This is a genomic window from Flavobacterium sp. FlaQc-49, from assembly GCF_044005985.1.
Taxonomy (GTDB): domain Bacteria; phylum Bacteroidota; class Bacteroidia; order Flavobacteriales; family Flavobacteriaceae; genus Flavobacterium; species Flavobacterium cupriresistens.
Genome location: NZ_JBIPCS010000005.1, coordinates 273,437 through 291,521, shown reverse-complemented (window position 1 = coordinate 291,521; position 18,085 = coordinate 273,437). Strand labels below are relative to the sequence as shown.

At 34.1% G+C, this 18,085-nt stretch carries 12 protein-coding genes; 8 read left to right on the top strand and 4 right to left on the bottom strand.

The window, feature by feature from the left end:
* Positions 1-153: 153 nt before the first annotated feature.
* Positions 154-726, top strand: a complete 573-nt coding sequence (locus ACHRV3_RS13235; protein ID WP_395435004.1) for a hypothetical protein — start codon at positions 154-156, stop codon at positions 724-726.
* A gap of 64 nt (positions 727-790) precedes the next feature.
* Here ACHRV3_RS13235 and ACHRV3_RS13230 read toward each other — a convergent pair whose 3' ends face one another.
* Positions 791-1,393, bottom strand: coding sequence for a transposase (locus ACHRV3_RS13230; RefSeq protein ID WP_395435003.1), 603 nt, complete (start codon positions 1,391-1,393; stop codon positions 791-793).
* Positions 1,394-1,598: 205 nt separating this feature from the next.
* Between ACHRV3_RS13230 and corA the strand changes: the two genes are divergently transcribed.
* The 3 genes from corA to ACHRV3_RS13215 all read left to right on the top strand — a co-directional run bounded on the left by corA (position 1,599) and on the right by ACHRV3_RS13215 (position 6,111).
* Positions 1,599-2,669, top strand: a complete 1,071-nt coding sequence (gene corA / locus ACHRV3_RS13225) for a magnesium/cobalt transporter CorA (RefSeq protein WP_395435002.1) — start codon at positions 1,599-1,601, stop codon at positions 2,667-2,669.
* Between the two features lie 63 nt (positions 2,670-2,732).
* A complete protein-coding gene (gene pta / locus ACHRV3_RS13220; RefSeq protein ID WP_395435001.1) occupies positions 2,733-4,826 on the top strand; it encodes a phosphate acetyltransferase in 2,094 nt (697 codons plus the stop codon).
* Between the two features lie 88 nt (positions 4,827-4,914).
* The gene (locus ACHRV3_RS13215) at positions 4,915-6,111 is read left to right on the top strand and encodes an acetate/propionate family kinase (protein ID WP_395435000.1); all 1,197 of its coding nucleotides are present in this window, start codon (positions 4,915-4,917) and stop codon (positions 6,109-6,111) included.
* A gap of 260 nt (positions 6,112-6,371) precedes the next feature.
* Here the strand turns inward: ACHRV3_RS13215 and ACHRV3_RS13210 are convergent, their stop codons facing one another.
* Genes ACHRV3_RS13210 through ACHRV3_RS13200 form a run of 3 tightly spaced genes read right to left on the bottom strand, consistent with a single transcriptional unit; the run spans position 6,372 to position 8,896 of the window.
* Complete coding sequence (locus ACHRV3_RS13210) at positions 6,372-6,923, bottom strand: hypothetical protein (RefSeq protein WP_395434999.1); 552 nt, start codon at positions 6,921-6,923, stop codon at positions 6,372-6,374.
* An 8-nt stretch (positions 6,924-6,931) separates the two neighbouring features.
* Positions 6,932-8,323, bottom strand: coding sequence for a hypothetical protein (locus ACHRV3_RS13205; protein WP_395434998.1), 1,392 nt, complete (start codon positions 8,321-8,323; stop codon positions 6,932-6,934).
* A gap of 6 nt (positions 8,324-8,329) precedes the next feature.
* Positions 8,330-8,896 carry a YceI family protein gene (locus ACHRV3_RS13200; RefSeq protein ID WP_047775897.1) on the bottom strand — a complete coding sequence of 189 codons (567 nt, stop codon included), beginning with the start codon at positions 8,894-8,896 and terminating at the stop codon, positions 8,330-8,332.
* Positions 8,897-9,653: 757 nt separating this feature from the next.
* Between ACHRV3_RS13200 and ACHRV3_RS13195 the strand changes: the two genes are divergently transcribed.
* The 4 genes from ACHRV3_RS13195 (at position 9,654) to ACHRV3_RS13180 (ending at position 18,035) form a co-directional block, all read left to right on the top strand.
* On the top strand, positions 9,654-12,398 hold the full coding sequence (locus ACHRV3_RS13195; protein ID WP_395435046.1) for a histidine kinase: 2,745 nt from the start codon (positions 9,654-9,656) through the stop codon (positions 12,396-12,398).
* Positions 12,399-12,641: 243 nt separating this feature from the next.
* The gene (locus ACHRV3_RS13190) at positions 12,642-15,656 is read left to right on the top strand and encodes a SusC/RagA family TonB-linked outer membrane protein (protein WP_395426060.1); all 3,015 of its coding nucleotides are present in this window, start codon (positions 12,642-12,644) and stop codon (positions 15,654-15,656) included.
* A 4-nt stretch (positions 15,657-15,660) separates the two neighbouring features.
* Positions 15,661-17,124 (top strand): RagB/SusD family nutrient uptake outer membrane protein, encoded by a 1,464-nt coding sequence (locus tag ACHRV3_RS13185; RefSeq protein ID WP_395434997.1) that lies wholly within the window; start codon positions 15,661-15,663, stop codon positions 17,122-17,124.
* An 11-nt stretch (positions 17,125-17,135) separates the two neighbouring features.
* Positions 17,136-18,035 (top strand): LamG domain-containing protein, encoded by a 900-nt coding sequence (locus tag ACHRV3_RS13180; protein ID WP_395434996.1) that lies wholly within the window; start codon positions 17,136-17,138, stop codon positions 18,033-18,035.
* Positions 18,036-18,085: the final 50 nt, after the last annotated feature.

The window sequence follows — 18,085 nt, the reverse complement described above, 5'->3', positions numbered from 1 at the left end:
ATAGGTTTTGAGGTCGGGTATTCTGTTTATTTGAATTAACCCCAGCAGGTTACAGAAACTGGTTTGATTTGGTTGTGAAATATTTTTCTATGAATGTGGTTTCCCTCAATCTTATTAAGTTTTTTAGTGTTTTATTTGCGCAAAAATTAAATTATGAAAAAAAGATTAGGCCTGGTAGTACTGTTAGTAGCTGCTTTATTTACAGGATGTAGTGGTGATGCTGATGACAAAAAAGAAGACCACGCTGGAATTACCTCAGTTACAGCTACCATCAATGGTGTAGCGTGGAAAGCTACAAAAATCAACAGTGTTACTTTGATGAAAGTTCCGGGAGAAAATGGAGGACAGCGTTTTGATATCAATGCTGAAGATGGTTCGCAAAGACTTTTTTTAACGTGCGGAGGCGAGTTAACAGCCAATGATGCTATGCCACTAAAAGAATATGTTTTTGAAGATTCAGGTTCTGAAGGGGAACTGATTAATATTAATGCACTGTTTTTGAACTATTATCTAATTGGAGGAGATTCTTTTGCGGAACATACACCTAAATCCGGAAAAATGACAATTACAGCTATGAATCCGGAGAAAAAGACAGTTTCGGGAATCTTCAGTTTTACAAATGAAAAAGGAGGTATCTTACAAACTAAAATCGTAACTCCAGATGTCTTTGAGGTTACTAATGGTGTGTTTACTGATTTACCTTATACAGTTATTAAAGGAGAATAAATTTTGTGTTATACAAAACGGTTAAAACCCGACAGGTTTTTGAAACCTGTCGGGTTTAGTTTTTTTATAAATTTAAAAACTGTTCTAAAGAATCGAAATTTTCTTTCTGATTGTGAAGGATTTTTAAGTTTTCAGTATTTTCAAACAATACTATTACTTTCTCACGTTTCAGTTTTGTTGGCCTTTCTGAAATACAGGTCTCATAAGAGCTCCAGGGATATTCTATCGGATGTTGACAAAATCCATGATTTACGGGATTAAAATGGATGTATTTTATAACAGCTCTTAAGTAGAAGTCGTTATCAATTAATTTTCTTTTAAAAGGCCTTTCAAATAAAGCACCGTGTCTATTGTAGCCTTTGTTAATTGCTTTTGTATACGCATTAAATAAATTTCCAAAAGATTGATGAGGTGCGATAATCTTTTTTAATTCATATTCTCCATGGCTTTGTAAAATTTCTTCAAAGCTTTTTATTCTTACCAATAAATGAAAATGATTTTTAAGCAGACACCAGGCAAAAGTTTCTGCAATAGGTTCTATATGTTTGTTGTAAAGGTTTAAGAAATGCTCATGATTTCTATTTTCCTTAAAAAGATTTTCACTATTTATCCCCCTGTTATAAATATGATAGTATTTTCCAAATTCTAATGGTTCTACAAGTTGCATAACGTTATAAATTTTATTTTTTGTTTTTCAAACCCGACAGGTTTTTAAAACCTGTCGGGTTTAAAAAATCGATGCGGTTAAATTAAAAGTACAACAAGTAGCATAAATTAATAAAATGATTTATACAAACCACTTCATCAAAATGACAATTGTCATTTCTCCTTCGAATTCTTTTTCGTAATATTACTGTATAAAACATTTTTGAATGCGAAAGATAAAATACAAGAAAGGACGCAAGCTGCAACACATTACGCTAGAGTACACGGGCTCTCACAAAGAGCATCAATCAGAGATGCAACTTTTTGTCTATGATGATGCGGATGTTATTGAATACGAGAAATTTAGTATTTTGGCATTAAATACCTGTATTGATTATACCAAAAATAACTGGTTGAACATCCATGGATTGAATGATATCAATTTGATAAAAACCATTGGAGCGCATTTTAAAGTTGATGATTTTCTTTTGGCAGATATCTTAAATACCACCAAAAGAACAAAACTACAGGAGCAACAAGATATTTTATTCTTCAATATAAAATCGATTTTACCTTCCGAATATTCAGATAACATTAGTGTTGAACAGATTAGTTTTATTTTGAAAGACAACGTTTTAATTTCATTTCAGGAAAAGCGAAGTGATTTTTTTACCCACATACGCGAGCGCCTTCGTACCCATTCCGGGATTGTGCGAACAAAAAAAGTAGATTATTTGTTGTATTTATTATTGGATGCTGTAATGGAGAATTTCTACATTACGTTGGAAGATGAGGAAGATAAAGTAGAGGAATTAATCAATGAAACTAAAAAAGAAGCCAGACCTATTATTCTGGAAAAGATTGAAAACCATCGTGATAATTTAAACTTTTTGAAAAGATCAATTATTCCGCTTAGAGATTCATTATACTATTTGAAATCAATAAAAGATGACAATACTGATAACGGAATCGAAAAAGAAACCTTCAATTTTTTTATAAGACTGCATCAGAAAAGTTTAGAGCTTTTAGAGCAAATTGAATCCGATATGAGTTCATTGGAAAGTGCATCGAATTTTTATTTTTCGGAGCAAAGTCGAAAAATGAATGAAATCATGAAAACCCTCACCATTATTTCGGCCATCTTTATTCCGCTGACTTTTATTGTTGGAGTGTACGGAATGAATTTTGACAATATGCCCGAACTTCGATACAAATACGGCTATCATTATGTCATGATTGCGATGTTTTTTCTTGTTATAGGTTTAATCGTTTATTTCAAAAAAAGACGTTGGTTTTAACGTTTATTTCGAAGTTAAAAATTTCGGGATAGACTACATTTGTTAAGTTTAAAAATATAAAATATGAGTAAAGCGATATACATAGCTACAAGCGACCAAAATAGCGGAAAATCGATTATGACACTCGGTTTGATGAGTATTCTGATTGGTAAAACGGCAAAGGTGGGTTATTTTAGGCCCATCATAGAAGATTTTGTCGATGGCGAATCAGACAATCATATAGAAACAGTTCTTTCCTATTTTAATCTTGACATTAAGTTTGAAGAAGCCTATGCGATTACAAAAAGCAAATTAATTAAGAAGAAAAATAAAGGAAAAATAGGAGAGGTTTTAGATCTAATTATCGAAAAATACAAACGCCTTGAAGAACGTTTTGATTTTGTTTTGGTCGAAGGAACAAGCTTTACAGGAGAAGGAACTGCAATTGAACTGGACACCAATGTGCTAATCGCGAAAAACCTCGGAATCCCAACAATAATCATAGGATCCGGAATTGGAAAAACCTTGGACGAATTAGTAGACAGTCTTAATTTGGTTTACAATTCGTTTAAAGTGAAAGAAGTTGAAGTTTTATCGGTTATTGCCAATAAAGTGCAATTCGAAAATATTGAATTGGTGACACAAGGATTGCAAAAAAGCTTGCCGAGTACGGTTTTGATAAATACAATTCCGCTAATTTCAAGTCTGAACAATCCGACAATGCAGGAGATCGTCAATCAATTGGGTGCCAAAGTATTGTTTGGAAGTACTTATTTAAACAATCAGATTGGGCATTATAGTGTAGGAGCCATGCAATTGCATAACTATCTGGTTCACTTACATGATAACGCTCTGGTAATTACACCCGGTGATCGTTCCGATATTATTTTAGGAGCATTACAGGCAAATGAATCGGCGAACTATCCTTCGATTTCCGGAATCATCCTGACCGGAAATATAATTCCCGAAGAAAGTATATTAAAACTTATAGAAGGACTTTCGGCAGTAGTACCTATAATTGCGGTTGCTGAGGGAACATACTATATCACGAATAAAATAGGTAGTATCAGATCGGAAATTTATGCCAACAACACCCATAAAATTGAAACCTCGATTAGTACTTTTGAAAAATACGTTCAAATTGAAGCACTGTCTGAAAAATTAATCACTTTTGAAGCAGAAGGTATTACACCGAAAATGTTTCAATACAACATGGTTAAAAGAGCCAGACAGCACCGCAAACACATCGTACTTCCGGAAGGAAATGACGAACGAATTATTGTGGCAGCGTCGAGATTATTAGACATGGATGTGGTTGATATTTCAATAATTGGAGATAAAAAACAAATCGAAAATAAAGTCACAGAACTCGGAATTACTTTTGATTTTTCAAAGGTTACCATTATCAATCCGATAGAATCGCCACTTTATGAAGATTATGCCAATACCTACTACGAGCTTAGAAAAGCCAAAAACGTAAGTATTACAATGGCAAGGGATTTAATGGAAGATGTTTCTTATTTTGGCACTATGATGGTCTATAAAGGCCATGCTGACGGAATGGTATCAGGAGCAGCGCATACAACACAGCACACTATTTTACCCGCATTACAATTCATTAAAACAAAACCAAATTCTTCTGTAGTTTCCTCCGTATTTTTTATGTGTTTAGAAGATCGTGTTTCCGTTTTCGGAGATTGTGCGATTAATCCAAATCCAACGGCAGAACAATTGGCAGAGATTGCTATTTCATCAGCAGAGTCAAGTTTAGCGTTCGGAATTGAACCTAAAATAGCAATGCTTTCCTATTCATCAGGATCTTCAGGAAAAGGGGACGAGGTTGATAAAGTAAGAACTGCCACAGCAATTGTAAAACAAAAACGACCTGATTTAAAAATTGAAGGACCAATTCAATACGATGCTGCAGTTGATCTGACAGTCGGAAAAAGTAAAATGCCCGATTCAGAAGTCGCTGGACAAGCAAGTGTACTTATTTTTCCGGATTTAAATACAGGAAATAATACCTACAAGGCTGTTCAGAGAGAAACCGGAGCTTTGGCTATCGGACCAATGTTACAAGGTTTAAATAAGCCAGTAAACGATTTAAGTCGCGGTTGTACCGTAGATGATATTATAAACACAGTAGTAATAACAGCCATCCAAGCACAAGGATTGTAGTCAAGAAAAAAAATGTTTCAGGTTTCAAGTTTCAGGTTCTATAACATGAAACTTGAAACCTGAAACAAAAAAAACTCAGCAAAAAAAAATGAAAATATTAATCATAAATTCAGGAAGTTCATCAATTAAATACCAATTAATGGTTATGCCGGCTAATGAAGTAATTTGTACTGGTATGATTGACAGAATTGGTCTGGAAAGCTCGAATGTTACGTTTAAAACTTCAACTGCTTCCTATGAAGAAACAGTATCAATTCCAACCCATAAAGTAGGATTACAAAAAGTAGCCAATATGCTTTTAGATGCTGAAAAAGGAGTTATAAAATCAACTTCAGAAATTACTGCCGTTGGACATCGTGTGGTGCATGGCGGAAGTAATTTTACTGATACCGTAAAAATCGATGAAAAAGTAAAAGCTAAAATCAAGCAACTTTTTGATTTGGCACCCCTTCACAATCCAGCCAATTTAGAAGGTATTACCGTGGCCGAAGAAATCTTTCATACAGCAGATCAAATTGCCGTTTTTGATACCGCTTTTCATCAGACGATGCCCGAAGTAGCTTATAAATTTGCAATTCCAAATGAATTGTTGACCGAAAAAAGAATTCGAGTGTACGGTTTTCACGGAACAAGTCATAAATATGTTTCAGAACAAGCAATTAAGTATTTGAAAGGGATTCGACATGCCGCACAAAATATCATCACCATTCATTTAGGAAACGGTTGTAGTATGACTGCAATTAAAAACGGAAAAAGTGTAGATCATTCTTTCGGTTTTGGACCAACAAACGGTTTAATTATGGGGACCAGAGCCGGTGATGTAGATCAATCGGTGATTTTTTATATGGCGAACTCATTGGGATACAGTTTAGACGAAATAAATGAGATTCTTCAGAAAAAAAGCGGAATGTTGGGACTTACGGGTTACAGCGATTTGCGTGATATTGAAGCAAATGCCGAAAAAGGAGATAAGGAATGTCAATTGGCATTGTTCATGAATGCCTATCGCATTAGAAAGTTTATTGGTTCTTACACCGCGGCATTAAATGGTTTGGACGCCATTGTTTTTACGGCCGGAATTGGAGAGAATTCTTCGTACATGCGCAAATTGGTTTGTACGGATATGGAGTTTTTCGGAATTGATATCAACGATGAAGAAAATCAGATTCGTTCCAAAGAAATAAGAGAAATCAACAAAACAACTTCTAAAGTTAAAGTTTTGATTGTCCCAACTGATGAAGAATACGAAATTGCCAATCAGGTATACCACTTGCTTCAAAACTAGGATGCTGTATTTAAAGATGAAATTATGCTTGCCCATGTAGAGTAACGTTTTTTAAGCTGCAGATTATGAGAGTTATGAGAAGGGTATCCAAATCATAGGTCTGATATTCTGAGATTTTAAATGTCTAAACGGGCAAGCATAATGTTTTTTGCATTGAAATTTTAAGGACAATACTATTTGTAAAGACTGTCCAATATAAAAAAATCTTTAAGCCATCTTTGAAATAGGCTTTAGAAGGTTTTTTTTATAAATAAGACAACCTAGTTTTTGTACAGAAAAAAGTCAATCTGTATTTCATCTTTTACTTTTACCAAGCCAGCCATTCTTACCGGAGGTTCAAGTCCGATCTCGGAGAAGCTTAAATTTATAATGCCCTCAATTTTATTTCCCGAAGTGTTAAGTATAATGTCTTTGTATTTGAAAGTTTTATCTGTTATCAAAAAAGAAAGGTTGCATTTATAGTTTTTTCCGTATGTTCTTATATCGTAAATGGTTACAGAACTCGTAGGGTATTTTTTTACTTTTACCGTAGTTTGAAAATCTTTAGTCATTATTCGGTGTCTGCAATCAAAGCGGAGCATCGGAATTTCTGCAACAATGTTGTTTCTTTTGTTTAGATTTAGAAAAATGGTGTCTTTTTTTAAGAGTGAATTATCACAATTATAATCTCCAATCGTTGATTTTCCACTGATTTTTATTTCAATCATTTTGATAATTAAAATAGTGTCATCAGGGTAAAAAGTGGGTCTGGCACTTCCTAAGACTAGAAAAGATACGAGACCCAACATTACAATTATAACTAACTTTCTCATTTTATTTGTTAAAAAGTAATAACGGCTTCAAATAGTACTCCGTTGAACTTTCCGCCAAAGAAATCGTTTGGAGTTCCATTGGCATTAAACTGACTGTAATCTTTATAGGTTTGGTTGATATAGCCAACCTTTGCAAGGATATTTTTGGTCATAAACCAGCCGGCACTGCCTTCAAACCTGTTCACAGAAACTTTTTTGGAGTCTGCATTGCTTAATTTGCCACTCACGGTATTGTATTTTCCTCCTATAAAGAAGTTTTCAGAAGAACCAAATCGGTAAACCAAATCGGCTTCATACTGGTTTGTAGTACGTTTTTCGTCATTACCTTTTTTATCTCCTCCAGATGCAAACTCTAAAGTTGCAAAGAATTCAAGCCCTTTGTATTTTACAAAAGGGTTAATCATATAAGAGGTGGCCCAGTTACCAAATGCAGGATTAAATCTTCCGGTGGTCTGGTTAGAAGCCGGGTCAAAATTATCGGCAATAGAGATAGGAGGAGTGGCCGGATTATTATCTTGATCAAATGACGAAGCAGCATGAGTCATTACACCTGTAAAGCGGCTTCCGGCTCTATCAGAAGAATACAAATTACCGCTGGAGTTGGCCGTGTGATATAAAGAACCCGTAAGTCTGACTCTCAGATCAGCGTCGAGTTGTTTGTCATAACCTATTTTGGCAAGAATGGTAGGGCTAATGGTAGTGTTTTGATCCGGGGCAGCAGGGGTTGTTGGAGCAGGAACAATTTCTTTAACATTTTGATTCATTTTAGAATTGGTTACGCCAATCATACTGACAAAGCCACTTCGGATGTAATAAATTTCAGCACCCATTTCGGTAATAAAAGCATCCATGATATTGTTACCGATAAAAGGATTCATCAGTGCATTTCCATTGTCGGATCTTCTAAAGTGAGCATCACCATAATTGTTTTCCATTTGACCGATTTTGATAGTGGCGTACTGCATAAAATCGGACAGAAAATCTTTTTCGATAAAATCTAATTTGTCAATCTGTAAATAACCCCCTTTTACCCAGGTCTCGTTATGATGCCTTGAAGCCAGATAAATATCTAAATTTACACGAACCCCGTCAAACAATTGAGCTCCAATAGTCATATTTGCGTTCGGTAAATTAAAATTATTTTCAAGATTATTTAGTTTGTATTGGTCAGCAGTATAGTTATGATCATTAAAGGACTTTAACCCCTGAAACTGCAATGCAAAAGCAGCTCCTAAATCAACACTCAATCCTTTAAACTTAACACTGTCTTTTTTAACATCAAATTGATTGATTCCCTCTTTGTTACGCGGAATCAGATTTTGAATTTGACCGAATCTGTCCTGAGCTGTTACAGTAGCAATATGTATTAAAGTTATTACCAGAATATAAATTTTTTTCATTAGTGCTTATTTTAAAAAGAGGTTGAAGTTGATAGTAAGGTCTTTACCGGTTTTAATTGTTCCTAATAATGCTTTTGGGGGAGTCATTCCGAAATCGGCAAAAGTTATTTTTTGCACCCCTTGTAAGTTTATAATTTCATTGACAAAGCTTGTTTTTATCTGGGTTTTATATTCTTTACTAACTCCGGCTATGGTATAGATCCCGGTTAAATTCCAGGTAGATTCATTTACTTTTTCTGCAGATTTTAAAACGTATTTTATGTTTTTATGTGTTTTAGTATTTAGCGTTTCGTAAGCAGCTTTGTTTATACCGTTTTTTTCGTTTTTTATACTTTCTGCCAACAGCATAATAGTAAGACTGTTGATTTCGGTTATTTTATGATTCAAGGCTGTTATGTTTGCTGTACCCGTGCCGGTATCAGATTTCATTTCCCAGTCATGTAAAGTAGAGGTTCCGGTTACTGAAAATAGTGATTTTGTATCTACAGTGTAATTTTTCTGAGCTTTGGCATAGAAGGCAATCCCTAAGCAGATAAAGGTTAAGAGAATAGATTTGATTTTTTTTGTTTTCATTTTTGTTCTTTTTTTTGGTTGTTAATTAAGGGGAATTATCTAATAGTCGACTGATTTTTGAATCAGCAGCCGATTCCTGAGATGCGTTGAAAAAAAACAGACAGCTTCTTTAGAGCTGCTTTGAATAGTATTTAACATTTGGATTCTTTGCGTTCCTGACAGCTGTCAAAATTGAACTTCGTCTCCATTTGTTTTTACTACAATAAAAAGATTTCACTCTTTTTGGTACTTAAAACTGAGAAAAATATAATTTATAATTTTCTTGCATATGTGTTAATTTTTGAATGAATTAACTTATTTTTAGCGAAAATATAAAAAAGATAATAACTGGAGGCTAAAAAAATATACTATTTTTACTCTTATTTGTTTGTTTTTTAACAAGTTTATTTTTTCAAATAAAAGTAAGCGACTGTACTATAGACTAATTGCTTTTTTATGATTCATAAGTTTCAACGAATACCATCCATACCCTATAAAAAAGTCTTTGATTTTATAGAAATAGTTTTATGAAGTGTTTTTTTGATGAAATTTAGATAATGAGCAAAGCGAACCAAGTAATTTTTTTTAGCGAAAAAAGAGTCCAATAAAATCGAAAGGATGGGTAAAGATTTTAGAAAATAGGATTAATATGAATTGTAAAAACAAGTGATGAGATGTGTCAAGTGACAGGGCAAATTGGTGACAAAAGAACAGACTGCTTGGTGTCACATAAAAAATTAAATTTTTGTCAGTATCTTTGAATATAAAACCAAATGTTTTGAAATCGACACTTTTAAAATTATTTTTCTTTTTCCTCTTCACTTCTCAAATTCAGGCACAAGAATTACTTCCTTTTGTTGAAAACTACAGTAAATCCGATTTTCAGGGAGATAATCAGGTTTGGAACGTTGCTCAGGGGAAAGATAACGCCATGTATTTTGCCAACAATCATTATTTGTTACGCTACGACGGTGTAATGTGGGAGAAATACACGTTGCCTAATAAAACAATCATTCGTTCTATTTTAATCGAAGACGACAAAATATATTCCGGTTCCTATAAAGAGTTTGGGTATTGGTATCGCAAGGATGGTAAAATGCATTATGTTTCGATTACCAAAAATCTTCGTCTGTTTGCCGAAAAAGACAATGAAGAGATCTGGAAGATATTCAGATTCAATGGATCGCTTTATTTTCAATCCTTCAATGATGTCTTTATTTATAATGGGAAAACCATTCAAAAGATCAAATTTTCATCGCTTATTTCGTATTGTTTTCCTGTCGATAAGAATCTTTATGTAGCGTCTGTTAAGGACGGTATTTTTAAGATGAATGGAAAAAAAATAGCCAATCCAAAGGGATGGGGGATTCTAAAAAATACGGTGGTTCATGCCATTGAAAAATACAAAGACGAAACGTATATTTTTACACAAAAAAAAGGCGTTTTTGTGGTCCAAAGCAATGGACTTAAACCGTGGGATAACCCGTTGAATGAGACCTTAAAGTCAACTACTATAAATGTGGCCAGATTTATTAAAGGCAATAAATTGGTTATTGGTACAGGGAATAAAGGCGTATTTATTTTAGACTTAAAATCCAATTTGTTTAAAAACATTGACCGAAATAATGTTTTAATGAACAATTCCATTTTGAGTATTGGTTTTGACAAAGAAGATGATTTATGGCTTGGTTTAGATAATGGAATTGCCCATATTGAGGTGAATTCGCCGATATCAATTTTTTATGATAATACGGGAATCCTGGGATCCGTTTACTCTGTGGCAAACACAAAAGACGGTTATTTAATAGCTTCCAATCATGGTATTTTTGAGTTTGGTACCGGTAAGTTTAAGATGATGCCAAATACGCAGGGGCAAGGCTGGAATATTACTAAAATTGGTGATAAATTTATTATCGGTCACAATGACGGAACATTCTCTTACGACAACGGTTCATTGACTAAAATCAGTACCGTGAGCGGGGGGTGGAATTTGTCCAAAAGCACCATTAACAATACCTATTTCCAATCGACTTACAGTGGTATTTTAGTGTATGATGATTTGTCAGATTTGTCTAAGTACAAAACAATAAAAGGTCTTACAAAGCCCATAAAATATGTGGCTCAGAACAAGAAAAATGAAATTTGGGCAGCCGATAATTACCGCGGATTGTATCATGTGCTATTAGACGATAACTACAATACCAAAAAAGTAGAAAACGTTACCCAACAGAGTAAAATAAAGAATGATTTTGGCATCAAGATTTTTGAGTTTAGAAAAGAAATACTTTTTCTAATTAATAATTCATGGTACACCTACAATTCAATTAGCAATAAACTGGAAAAGAATGAATTGTTTAATGCCAATTTCAAAAACGTTTCAGATGTTGTAGCCATAGACGAAGATCATTTTATGGTGCTTCAAAATGGAATTTTATATCACATTTATGCTTCCGGAAACAAATTTGTCTGGAACATTATCCAGGAGAAATACTATAAAGGAAAGTTGATTAATGAGAATTTAAGAATTTTTAAAAATCAGAATCATTATCTGTTAAATTTAGATGATGGTTTTATTTCACTTCAGTTAAAATACATCAACAAGCAGCACAAAACGTTACGAGTAGAAGCTTTTAGCGAGGGAACTCTGGTGACAGACAATTCTAAAATTAAATTCAATAAAGAGCTTAAAGTAAATGTGATCTCTGGAATTTATGGAGCAAGTAAACCTAATTTATTCTACAAGCTAAATAAAAGTAAAGATTTTGTTCCAATTTCTGACGGCGTTATTTTATTGAATAATTTAAGTAGCGGTTATCATTCAGTTGTTATTTACAAACACGACGGTGCCAGTTATGAAAAAGTAGCTGATTTTGATTTTAAAGTAGCACAACCCTGGTATTTTTCTTTATGGATGATTTTACTTTATTTAATAGGTATAGCAGGAATTCTGTTTTTCTATTATAAATGGAATAAGCTGCGTTATACTCAAAAATTAAAATTGCAAGCGGAAGAATTAAAGCACCAAAGAGAAATTCTGGAAATGGAATTAAAAACCGAGAATGAGTTGAACATTCAGGAATATGAAAAGCACATTCTGGAATTGGAACTGCAAACCAAATCATCTGAAGTTGCCGGAAAATCATTGTCAATTGCCAAACAGAGCGAAATGATCGACAACATCCAGAATATTTTAAATACGGAAAAAGATTTTAATAAACTCAAAAGCGAAATTAAAAAAGCAATTAAAATCAATGAAGTAAACAAACACGAGTGGGAAATTTTTGAAACCAATCTGAACCAAATCCACAATGAGTTCATTATTAACCTTACCAAGAAATTCCCAAATCTGACTCCAAAAGATATTAAGCTCTGTGTATATCTTAAAATGAACCTTTCTTCGAAGGAAATTGCCCCTATGATGAACATCTCTTTTAGAGGTGTAGAATTACACAGATATCGTCTAAGAAAGAAGTTAGACCTGACTCAAGACGAAAACCTGTCAAAGTTTTTATTAAGTCTGTAAGATTCTGTTGATTTTTTTAAACATCTTTTACTTTTTTATTTCTTTTTTTAGATTATTCTAATACATCATTACTACATCATAACGTTATGTTAAAGGAAATAATTGAATATTTAAATTATTTACTATCAGTTAATTATGTTTGTTTTTTCGCATAATGATGTAGCTGTGTAGTAGTGTGTTTGATGTACTACAACGTTGTAATTGTTTAATTTGGCTCTACTAACTTAAACGATTACAAACTGTATGAAAAATTTTATTTTTAGCTTTTTAGCACTCTTGCTGCTTCCGGCCTATATGTCCGGACAGGCAATTAAAGGAAAAGTACTAGACAGTAGCGGGATGGGTGTTCCGGGTGCTATTATTACGGCATCGGAATCCAAAACTTCTGCTGATACTGATTTCGACGGAAATTTTACGATTAATGCTAAAGTTGGAGAGACTTTAAAAATTGCTATGTTGGGATTTGATTCTGCTTCTGTACCGGCAAGTGCAGGACAAATGACAATCACGCTAAAAGAATCTGGTGATACCGCTTTAAAAGAAGTCGTTGTAATTGGATACGGTACCAGAAAGAAAGTTGATAATACAACCGCTATCAGCTCCATCAGATCGGAGGAAATTACAAAAACTAAAGTACTAAATGCTTCACAAGCCATACAAGGTAAAGCAGCAGGTGTACAGGTTATCTCTTCAGATTTACCGGGAAGTACACCATCTGTAATTATTAGAGGTCTGGGTACTGCACTTGGAGGAAGAACTCCGCTATACATTGTAGACGGAATGCCGACAGAGAATATCAATAACATTAATACAAATGATATCACTTCTTACGATATTTTAAAAGATGCTTCGGCATTGGCAATTTATGGTACAAGGGCTGCAAACGGTGTTATTATCATAACAACTAAAAGAGGTACAGGAAATAAAGTTTCTGTAGAAATCGAAAGTTTTGGAGGTATTAGAACGCCTCTTAAAAAAGTAAAAATGGCAGGTAGTAATAAGTATGCTCATTATACTAACTCAGCGCTACAATCCACTACTTTTTCTCAAGATCAGCCCGTTAATACAGATTGGTTTGACGAAATTACCAGAACGGGAACCTATACACAAAATAATATTTCTGTTTCGGGAGCTTCAGAAAATATAAAATACTTTTTTAGTTTAGGAAACTATGAAGAAAAAGCAATTATGAACGGTTTGGATTTTGGAAGAACCACTTTTAGAAATAATAATGAATATAAAATTTCTAAAAAGTTGAGTCTTAGTCAGAACTTTAGTTTTTCATCTTCCAAATCAACTCCAAAACCATTATCAGCATTTACAAATGCGTACAAACAATCTCCTTTGGTACCGGTTTATTTTCCTGACGGGAAATATGGTGTGTCCAGAGTTGGTGATAATGGTTTTGCTAACGAGACGGGATCTTCAATTAATAATGTAGGGAATCCTGTGGCACAGTTGGACTTTTTTGATGAAGAACAAAGAAGCATCAACTTGCAAGGTGGTTTGAAATTGGATTATGAGATTCTTAAATCTTTAAAATTTACTTCGCAATTTAATGGTGAATATTACACTTGGAAACAGTACAATTATGCAGATAACAAAAATATTTGGCTGGCTGCAAATCCTGATAAAGTAGCGAGTGATTATGAAAAAACGTTTCCGAATGCTAACGTTAATACACTCACAAAAGGCAGAGAACAATACTACAATTGGAATCTTTCTAATTATTTAACCTATAATAAAGTTTTTGGTGAGATTCATGATGTTGAGGTGACTGCCGGTATTGAAACAAATGTAAAAGGATCCAGAGAAAAATTAACGATTGTTAGAAAAAATGTAAATGCAAATGCTAATTATTGGTCATTAAAAGATGTGGAGTATGCAGCAAATGTTACAAGTTATAAAGATGAGGTTTTTAATGAAACTAAATTAGCATCCTATCTGGGGCGTTTTCAATATAAATTGATGGACAGGTATTTGGTTACCGGTACGGTTAGACGTGATGGATCTTCTAATTTTGGAAAAGATTATCGTTGGGGAACCTTTCCTGCTTTTGGTTTAGGCTGGATCGTTACCAAAGAGAGTTTTATGGCTAATGTTAAAGCAATCAGTTTATTAAAACTAAGAGGAGGCTGGGGTAGATTGGGTAACCAAAACGTACCACTTAACAGAGCAAGTTATACGTCCGGTCAAACGGCTTATTTAGGAGGTTCTATACTTAATGAAGGAACAACTATTAATTCTCAAATTGATCCAAGTTTATCTTGGGAAATAACAGAAGAAACTTCAGCCGGTATTGATTTTGAATTATTTGAAAATAAGTTAAAAGGATCATTCGATTTATATGATAAAAATACTAATAATGTAATACTAAATACAAGACCTTACGCTACTTCCGGAATTACAAATGCATCTCCTGCGCATGTAGGTGAGGTTTCTAACAAAGGTTATGAAATTTCGCTGCGTTGGGATGATAAAATTAATGAGAATTTCAGCTACTGGATTGGGGGTAATTTTTCAAACAATAAAAATGAACTTACCGGTGTAAAAACTGTAATCTTGTCACCGGTAGTTGGTGGTGGTTTGGGTAACGGACAAGACACCAAATTGTTGGATAATACCTCTGTTGGACAACCAATAGGAAGTTTTTACCTTTATGAGTATGCTGGCTTTGATCCTGCAAACGGAAAGATGCTTTATTATAATGCAGCAGGAAACAAAGTAACTCAAGATGCGTTAAGCGCAACTGCAGATAAAAAATATGTAGGTTCTATTTTACCAAAATCTAATTACGGTGTTACGTTAGGATTTAATTACAAAAACTTTGATTTTTCTGTTGATGGTTACGGAACGTCTGGAGCAAAAGTATATAATGGTAAAAAAGCACAACGTTTTTCAGGTGAGAACATTGAGGAATCTCTAGCGAATAACTTCTGGACACCAAATAATACGACCGCTTCTAATCCCGGAGCATTTAATCAAGTACCGGTAGCATCTACTTATTATTTAGAATCAGGTGATTTTTTTAGAATCAATAACATTACTGTAGGTTACAAATTGCCTTTGCAAAGCAACAGTTTTATTAGTTCTTGCAGAATTTATGTAAACGCAATCAATCCATTCATTACGCAAAAATTCTCAGGATTTTCTCCCGAGTTAAATGGCGACGGTGATCCATATAAACTTCAAGGAGTGGAGTTAGATGCTTATCCAACTTTGAGATCGTTTGTAATGGGTGCTAATTTAAAATTTTAAGATCATGAAAAAATTATATATAACAGCGTTCGTAGTATCAGCCTTCTTTTTTTCAGGATGTGCGGACGATTATTTAGATGTAGATCAAACCGAATCTATTTCTACAGATGATACCGAATTGTTTAATAACGATGCGGGAGCTGCTACGTTTGTAACTTCAATTTATAACAAATTTCTAAATTGGGACATGACTTCGTTTGGCTGGATTGGTCTTTCAAGTATTACGTCTGATGATGCAGACAAAGGTTCATCACCAGGAGATACAGGAACCGATAAAGATGTATTGGATGCTTTAACGTATAATGCATCAAATCCATCTGCAGAGAGTACTTTTAGAGCTAATTATGATGGAATTAACCGATGTAATCAAGCTTTAAATATTTTACCAAAATTAGATAAAGTTAATCCTGCCTTAAGGAATAGATTAGCGGGTGAGGCAAAATTCTTAAGAGCTTTTATGTATTTTACTTTGGTAAAATGTTATGGAGGAGTTCCTATCGTAGATCATTTACCTGTTCCGGGTTCTGATTCGGACAGAATTATGCAACTAACTCGTAAGTCCGCTGCTGAGGTATATACTTTTATTGAAAACGATTTAAATGAAGCAATTGCTGCTTTGCCAGAAAAAGGCGCTTATGCTGCGGGAGAACGAGCACGAGCTTCAAAAGGTGCTGCTTATGCGCTATTGGCAAAAGTAAGTTTGTATCAAAAGAAATGGCAACAGGTAGTCGATAATTGTAATAAAGTTACCGGATATTCTATTGTTAATGATTATGCTTCCATGTATAAAGCTGCGGGGAAATTTGATTCTGAATCTATTTTTGAAATTTATGCCCAAGGAGCTGTACCGGCAAAAGGAATTGAAGGTTATTCTAATACACAAGGTGCTCGTGGTACCGGTGGTTGGGGATGGGGGTTCAACACACCTTCTCAAAGTTTAGTAAATGCCTATGAGCCAGGGGATGTTAGAAAAAATGCTACTATTATTTTTAGAGGTACTACTTTATACGATGGTAGAGTGATACCTAACACGGTGGAGAACGAAAGATACAACTACAAGTGTTATTCATCTCTTTATACAGATGCATGGGAAACCGATGTAGACATTAAATATCTAAGATATGCAGAAGTTTTATTGATGAAAGCAGAAGCTTTAAATGAATTAGGACAAACTGGGGAGGCTATTCCTTTATTAAACCAAATCAGACTTAGAGCAAACTTAGGAGAAACACCAGCTGTTTCTCAAGGAGATGTTAGAATAGCGATTTGGAAAGAAAGAAGAGTTGAAATGGCTTTTGAACACGACAGATTTTTCGATTTAGTACGTACAGGACAAGCCAAAGCTGCTTTTGATGTTGATGGGAAAAACTTTATAGTTGGAAGACATGAATTGTTCCCTATACCGGCAGCATTTTTAAGAGAAGCCGGAAATCTATCTTCTCAAAACCCTGGTTACGATAACTTTTAAAGACAATCAAAATGAAAAAAAATAAATATATTTTCTTGCTTTCTTCTGTTGCAATGGCAGTATTTTTTACCAGTTGTGAGGATAGTATAGATAAAGTTAACAGTCCAATTCCGTACGAACAAATTGGTGGATATGATAATTCAGATGCTATTGCTCCAGACCATTTGGTTGCTAAATTTAGTTTTGATGGAACTATTTCAGATTCTAAAAATGCAATTACGGATGGTGTTGGACAAAACGTTAGCTATGAAGCGGGAATCAAGGGAGAGGCTTACAAAGGATCTAAAACATCTTTTATAGCTTACAATAACGTTGCAAGTTCTGTAATAAACCTGAAGAGTATTACAGTTTCAATGTGGATCAAAACGGATCCACATACAGGTGGAGCTCAATCTTTATACATGCTCCCTAAAAAAACAGATTTCTGGGGGAATATTTTTACACTTATTGAAGGAACTGGGCCAGCAACCACAATGTTGATGAAAAACCATACCCAAAGAGATGTAATGCCTAGTATTCCTTGGGCTGGGCAATTTATTGAACATAATGGAGCAAACCTTTTGACTAATATGTTTGGCGCATGGAAACATTTAGTGTGGACCTATAATGGTACAAGTTCTACGTACAGTCTCTATATAGATGGGAAAAAATTAGACTTGCCATTATCTCTTTCAAAAAGATATGCAAGTGATCCTACAATGGGAGGAGGTCCTTATGGAGAACTGGCTAATTCTGAAGCCTCAAAATTTATCATTGGCGGTTTTCAACAGCATTTAGGTCCTCCATTTGGAAATCCTGATAGTTGGATGCTTCATTATACGGGGTTAATGGATGAATTCAGAATTTATGATTCTGCTCTTACGGATAATGAAGTTGCAGCATTATATAAACTTGAAAAAGATAACAGATAAGTAATTTGTAAGACACCTGGAGATTTTTTCTCCGGGTGTATTTTTTAATT

Coding starts and splice junctions, on each gene's coding strand:
- ACHRV3_RS13235 (WP_395435004.1), top strand. CDS start 154: ATGAAAAAAAGATTAGGCCTGGTAGTACTGTTAGTAGCTGCTTTATTT.
- ACHRV3_RS13190 (WP_395426060.1), top strand. CDS start 12,642: ATGAAAAATTTTATTTTTAGCTTTTTAGCACTCTTGCTGCTTCCGGCC.
- ACHRV3_RS13210 (WP_395434999.1), bottom strand. CDS start 6,923: ATGAGAAAGTTAGTTATAATTGTAATGTTGGGTCTCGTATCTTTTCTA.
- ACHRV3_RS13185 (WP_395434997.1), top strand. CDS start 15,661: ATGAAAAAATTATATATAACAGCGTTCGTAGTATCAGCCTTCTTTTTT.
- pta (WP_395435001.1), top strand. CDS start 2,733: ATGAGTAAAGCGATATACATAGCTACAAGCGACCAAAATAGCGGAAAA.
- corA (WP_395435002.1), top strand. CDS start 1,599: ATGCGAAAGATAAAATACAAGAAAGGACGCAAGCTGCAACACATTACG.
- ACHRV3_RS13200 (WP_047775897.1), bottom strand. CDS start 8,896: ATGAAAACAAAAAAAATCAAATCTATTCTCTTAACCTTTATCTGCTTA.
- ACHRV3_RS13230 (WP_395435003.1), bottom strand. CDS start 1,393: ATGCAACTTGTAGAACCATTAGAATTTGGAAAATACTATCATATTTAT.
- ACHRV3_RS13205 (WP_395434998.1), bottom strand. CDS start 8,323: ATGAAAAAAATTTATATTCTGGTAATAACTTTAATACATATTGCTACT.
- ACHRV3_RS13215 (WP_395435000.1), top strand. CDS start 4,915: ATGAAAATATTAATCATAAATTCAGGAAGTTCATCAATTAAATACCAA.
- ACHRV3_RS13180 (WP_395434996.1), top strand. CDS start 17,136: ATGAAAAAAAATAAATATATTTTCTTGCTTTCTTCTGTTGCAATGGCA.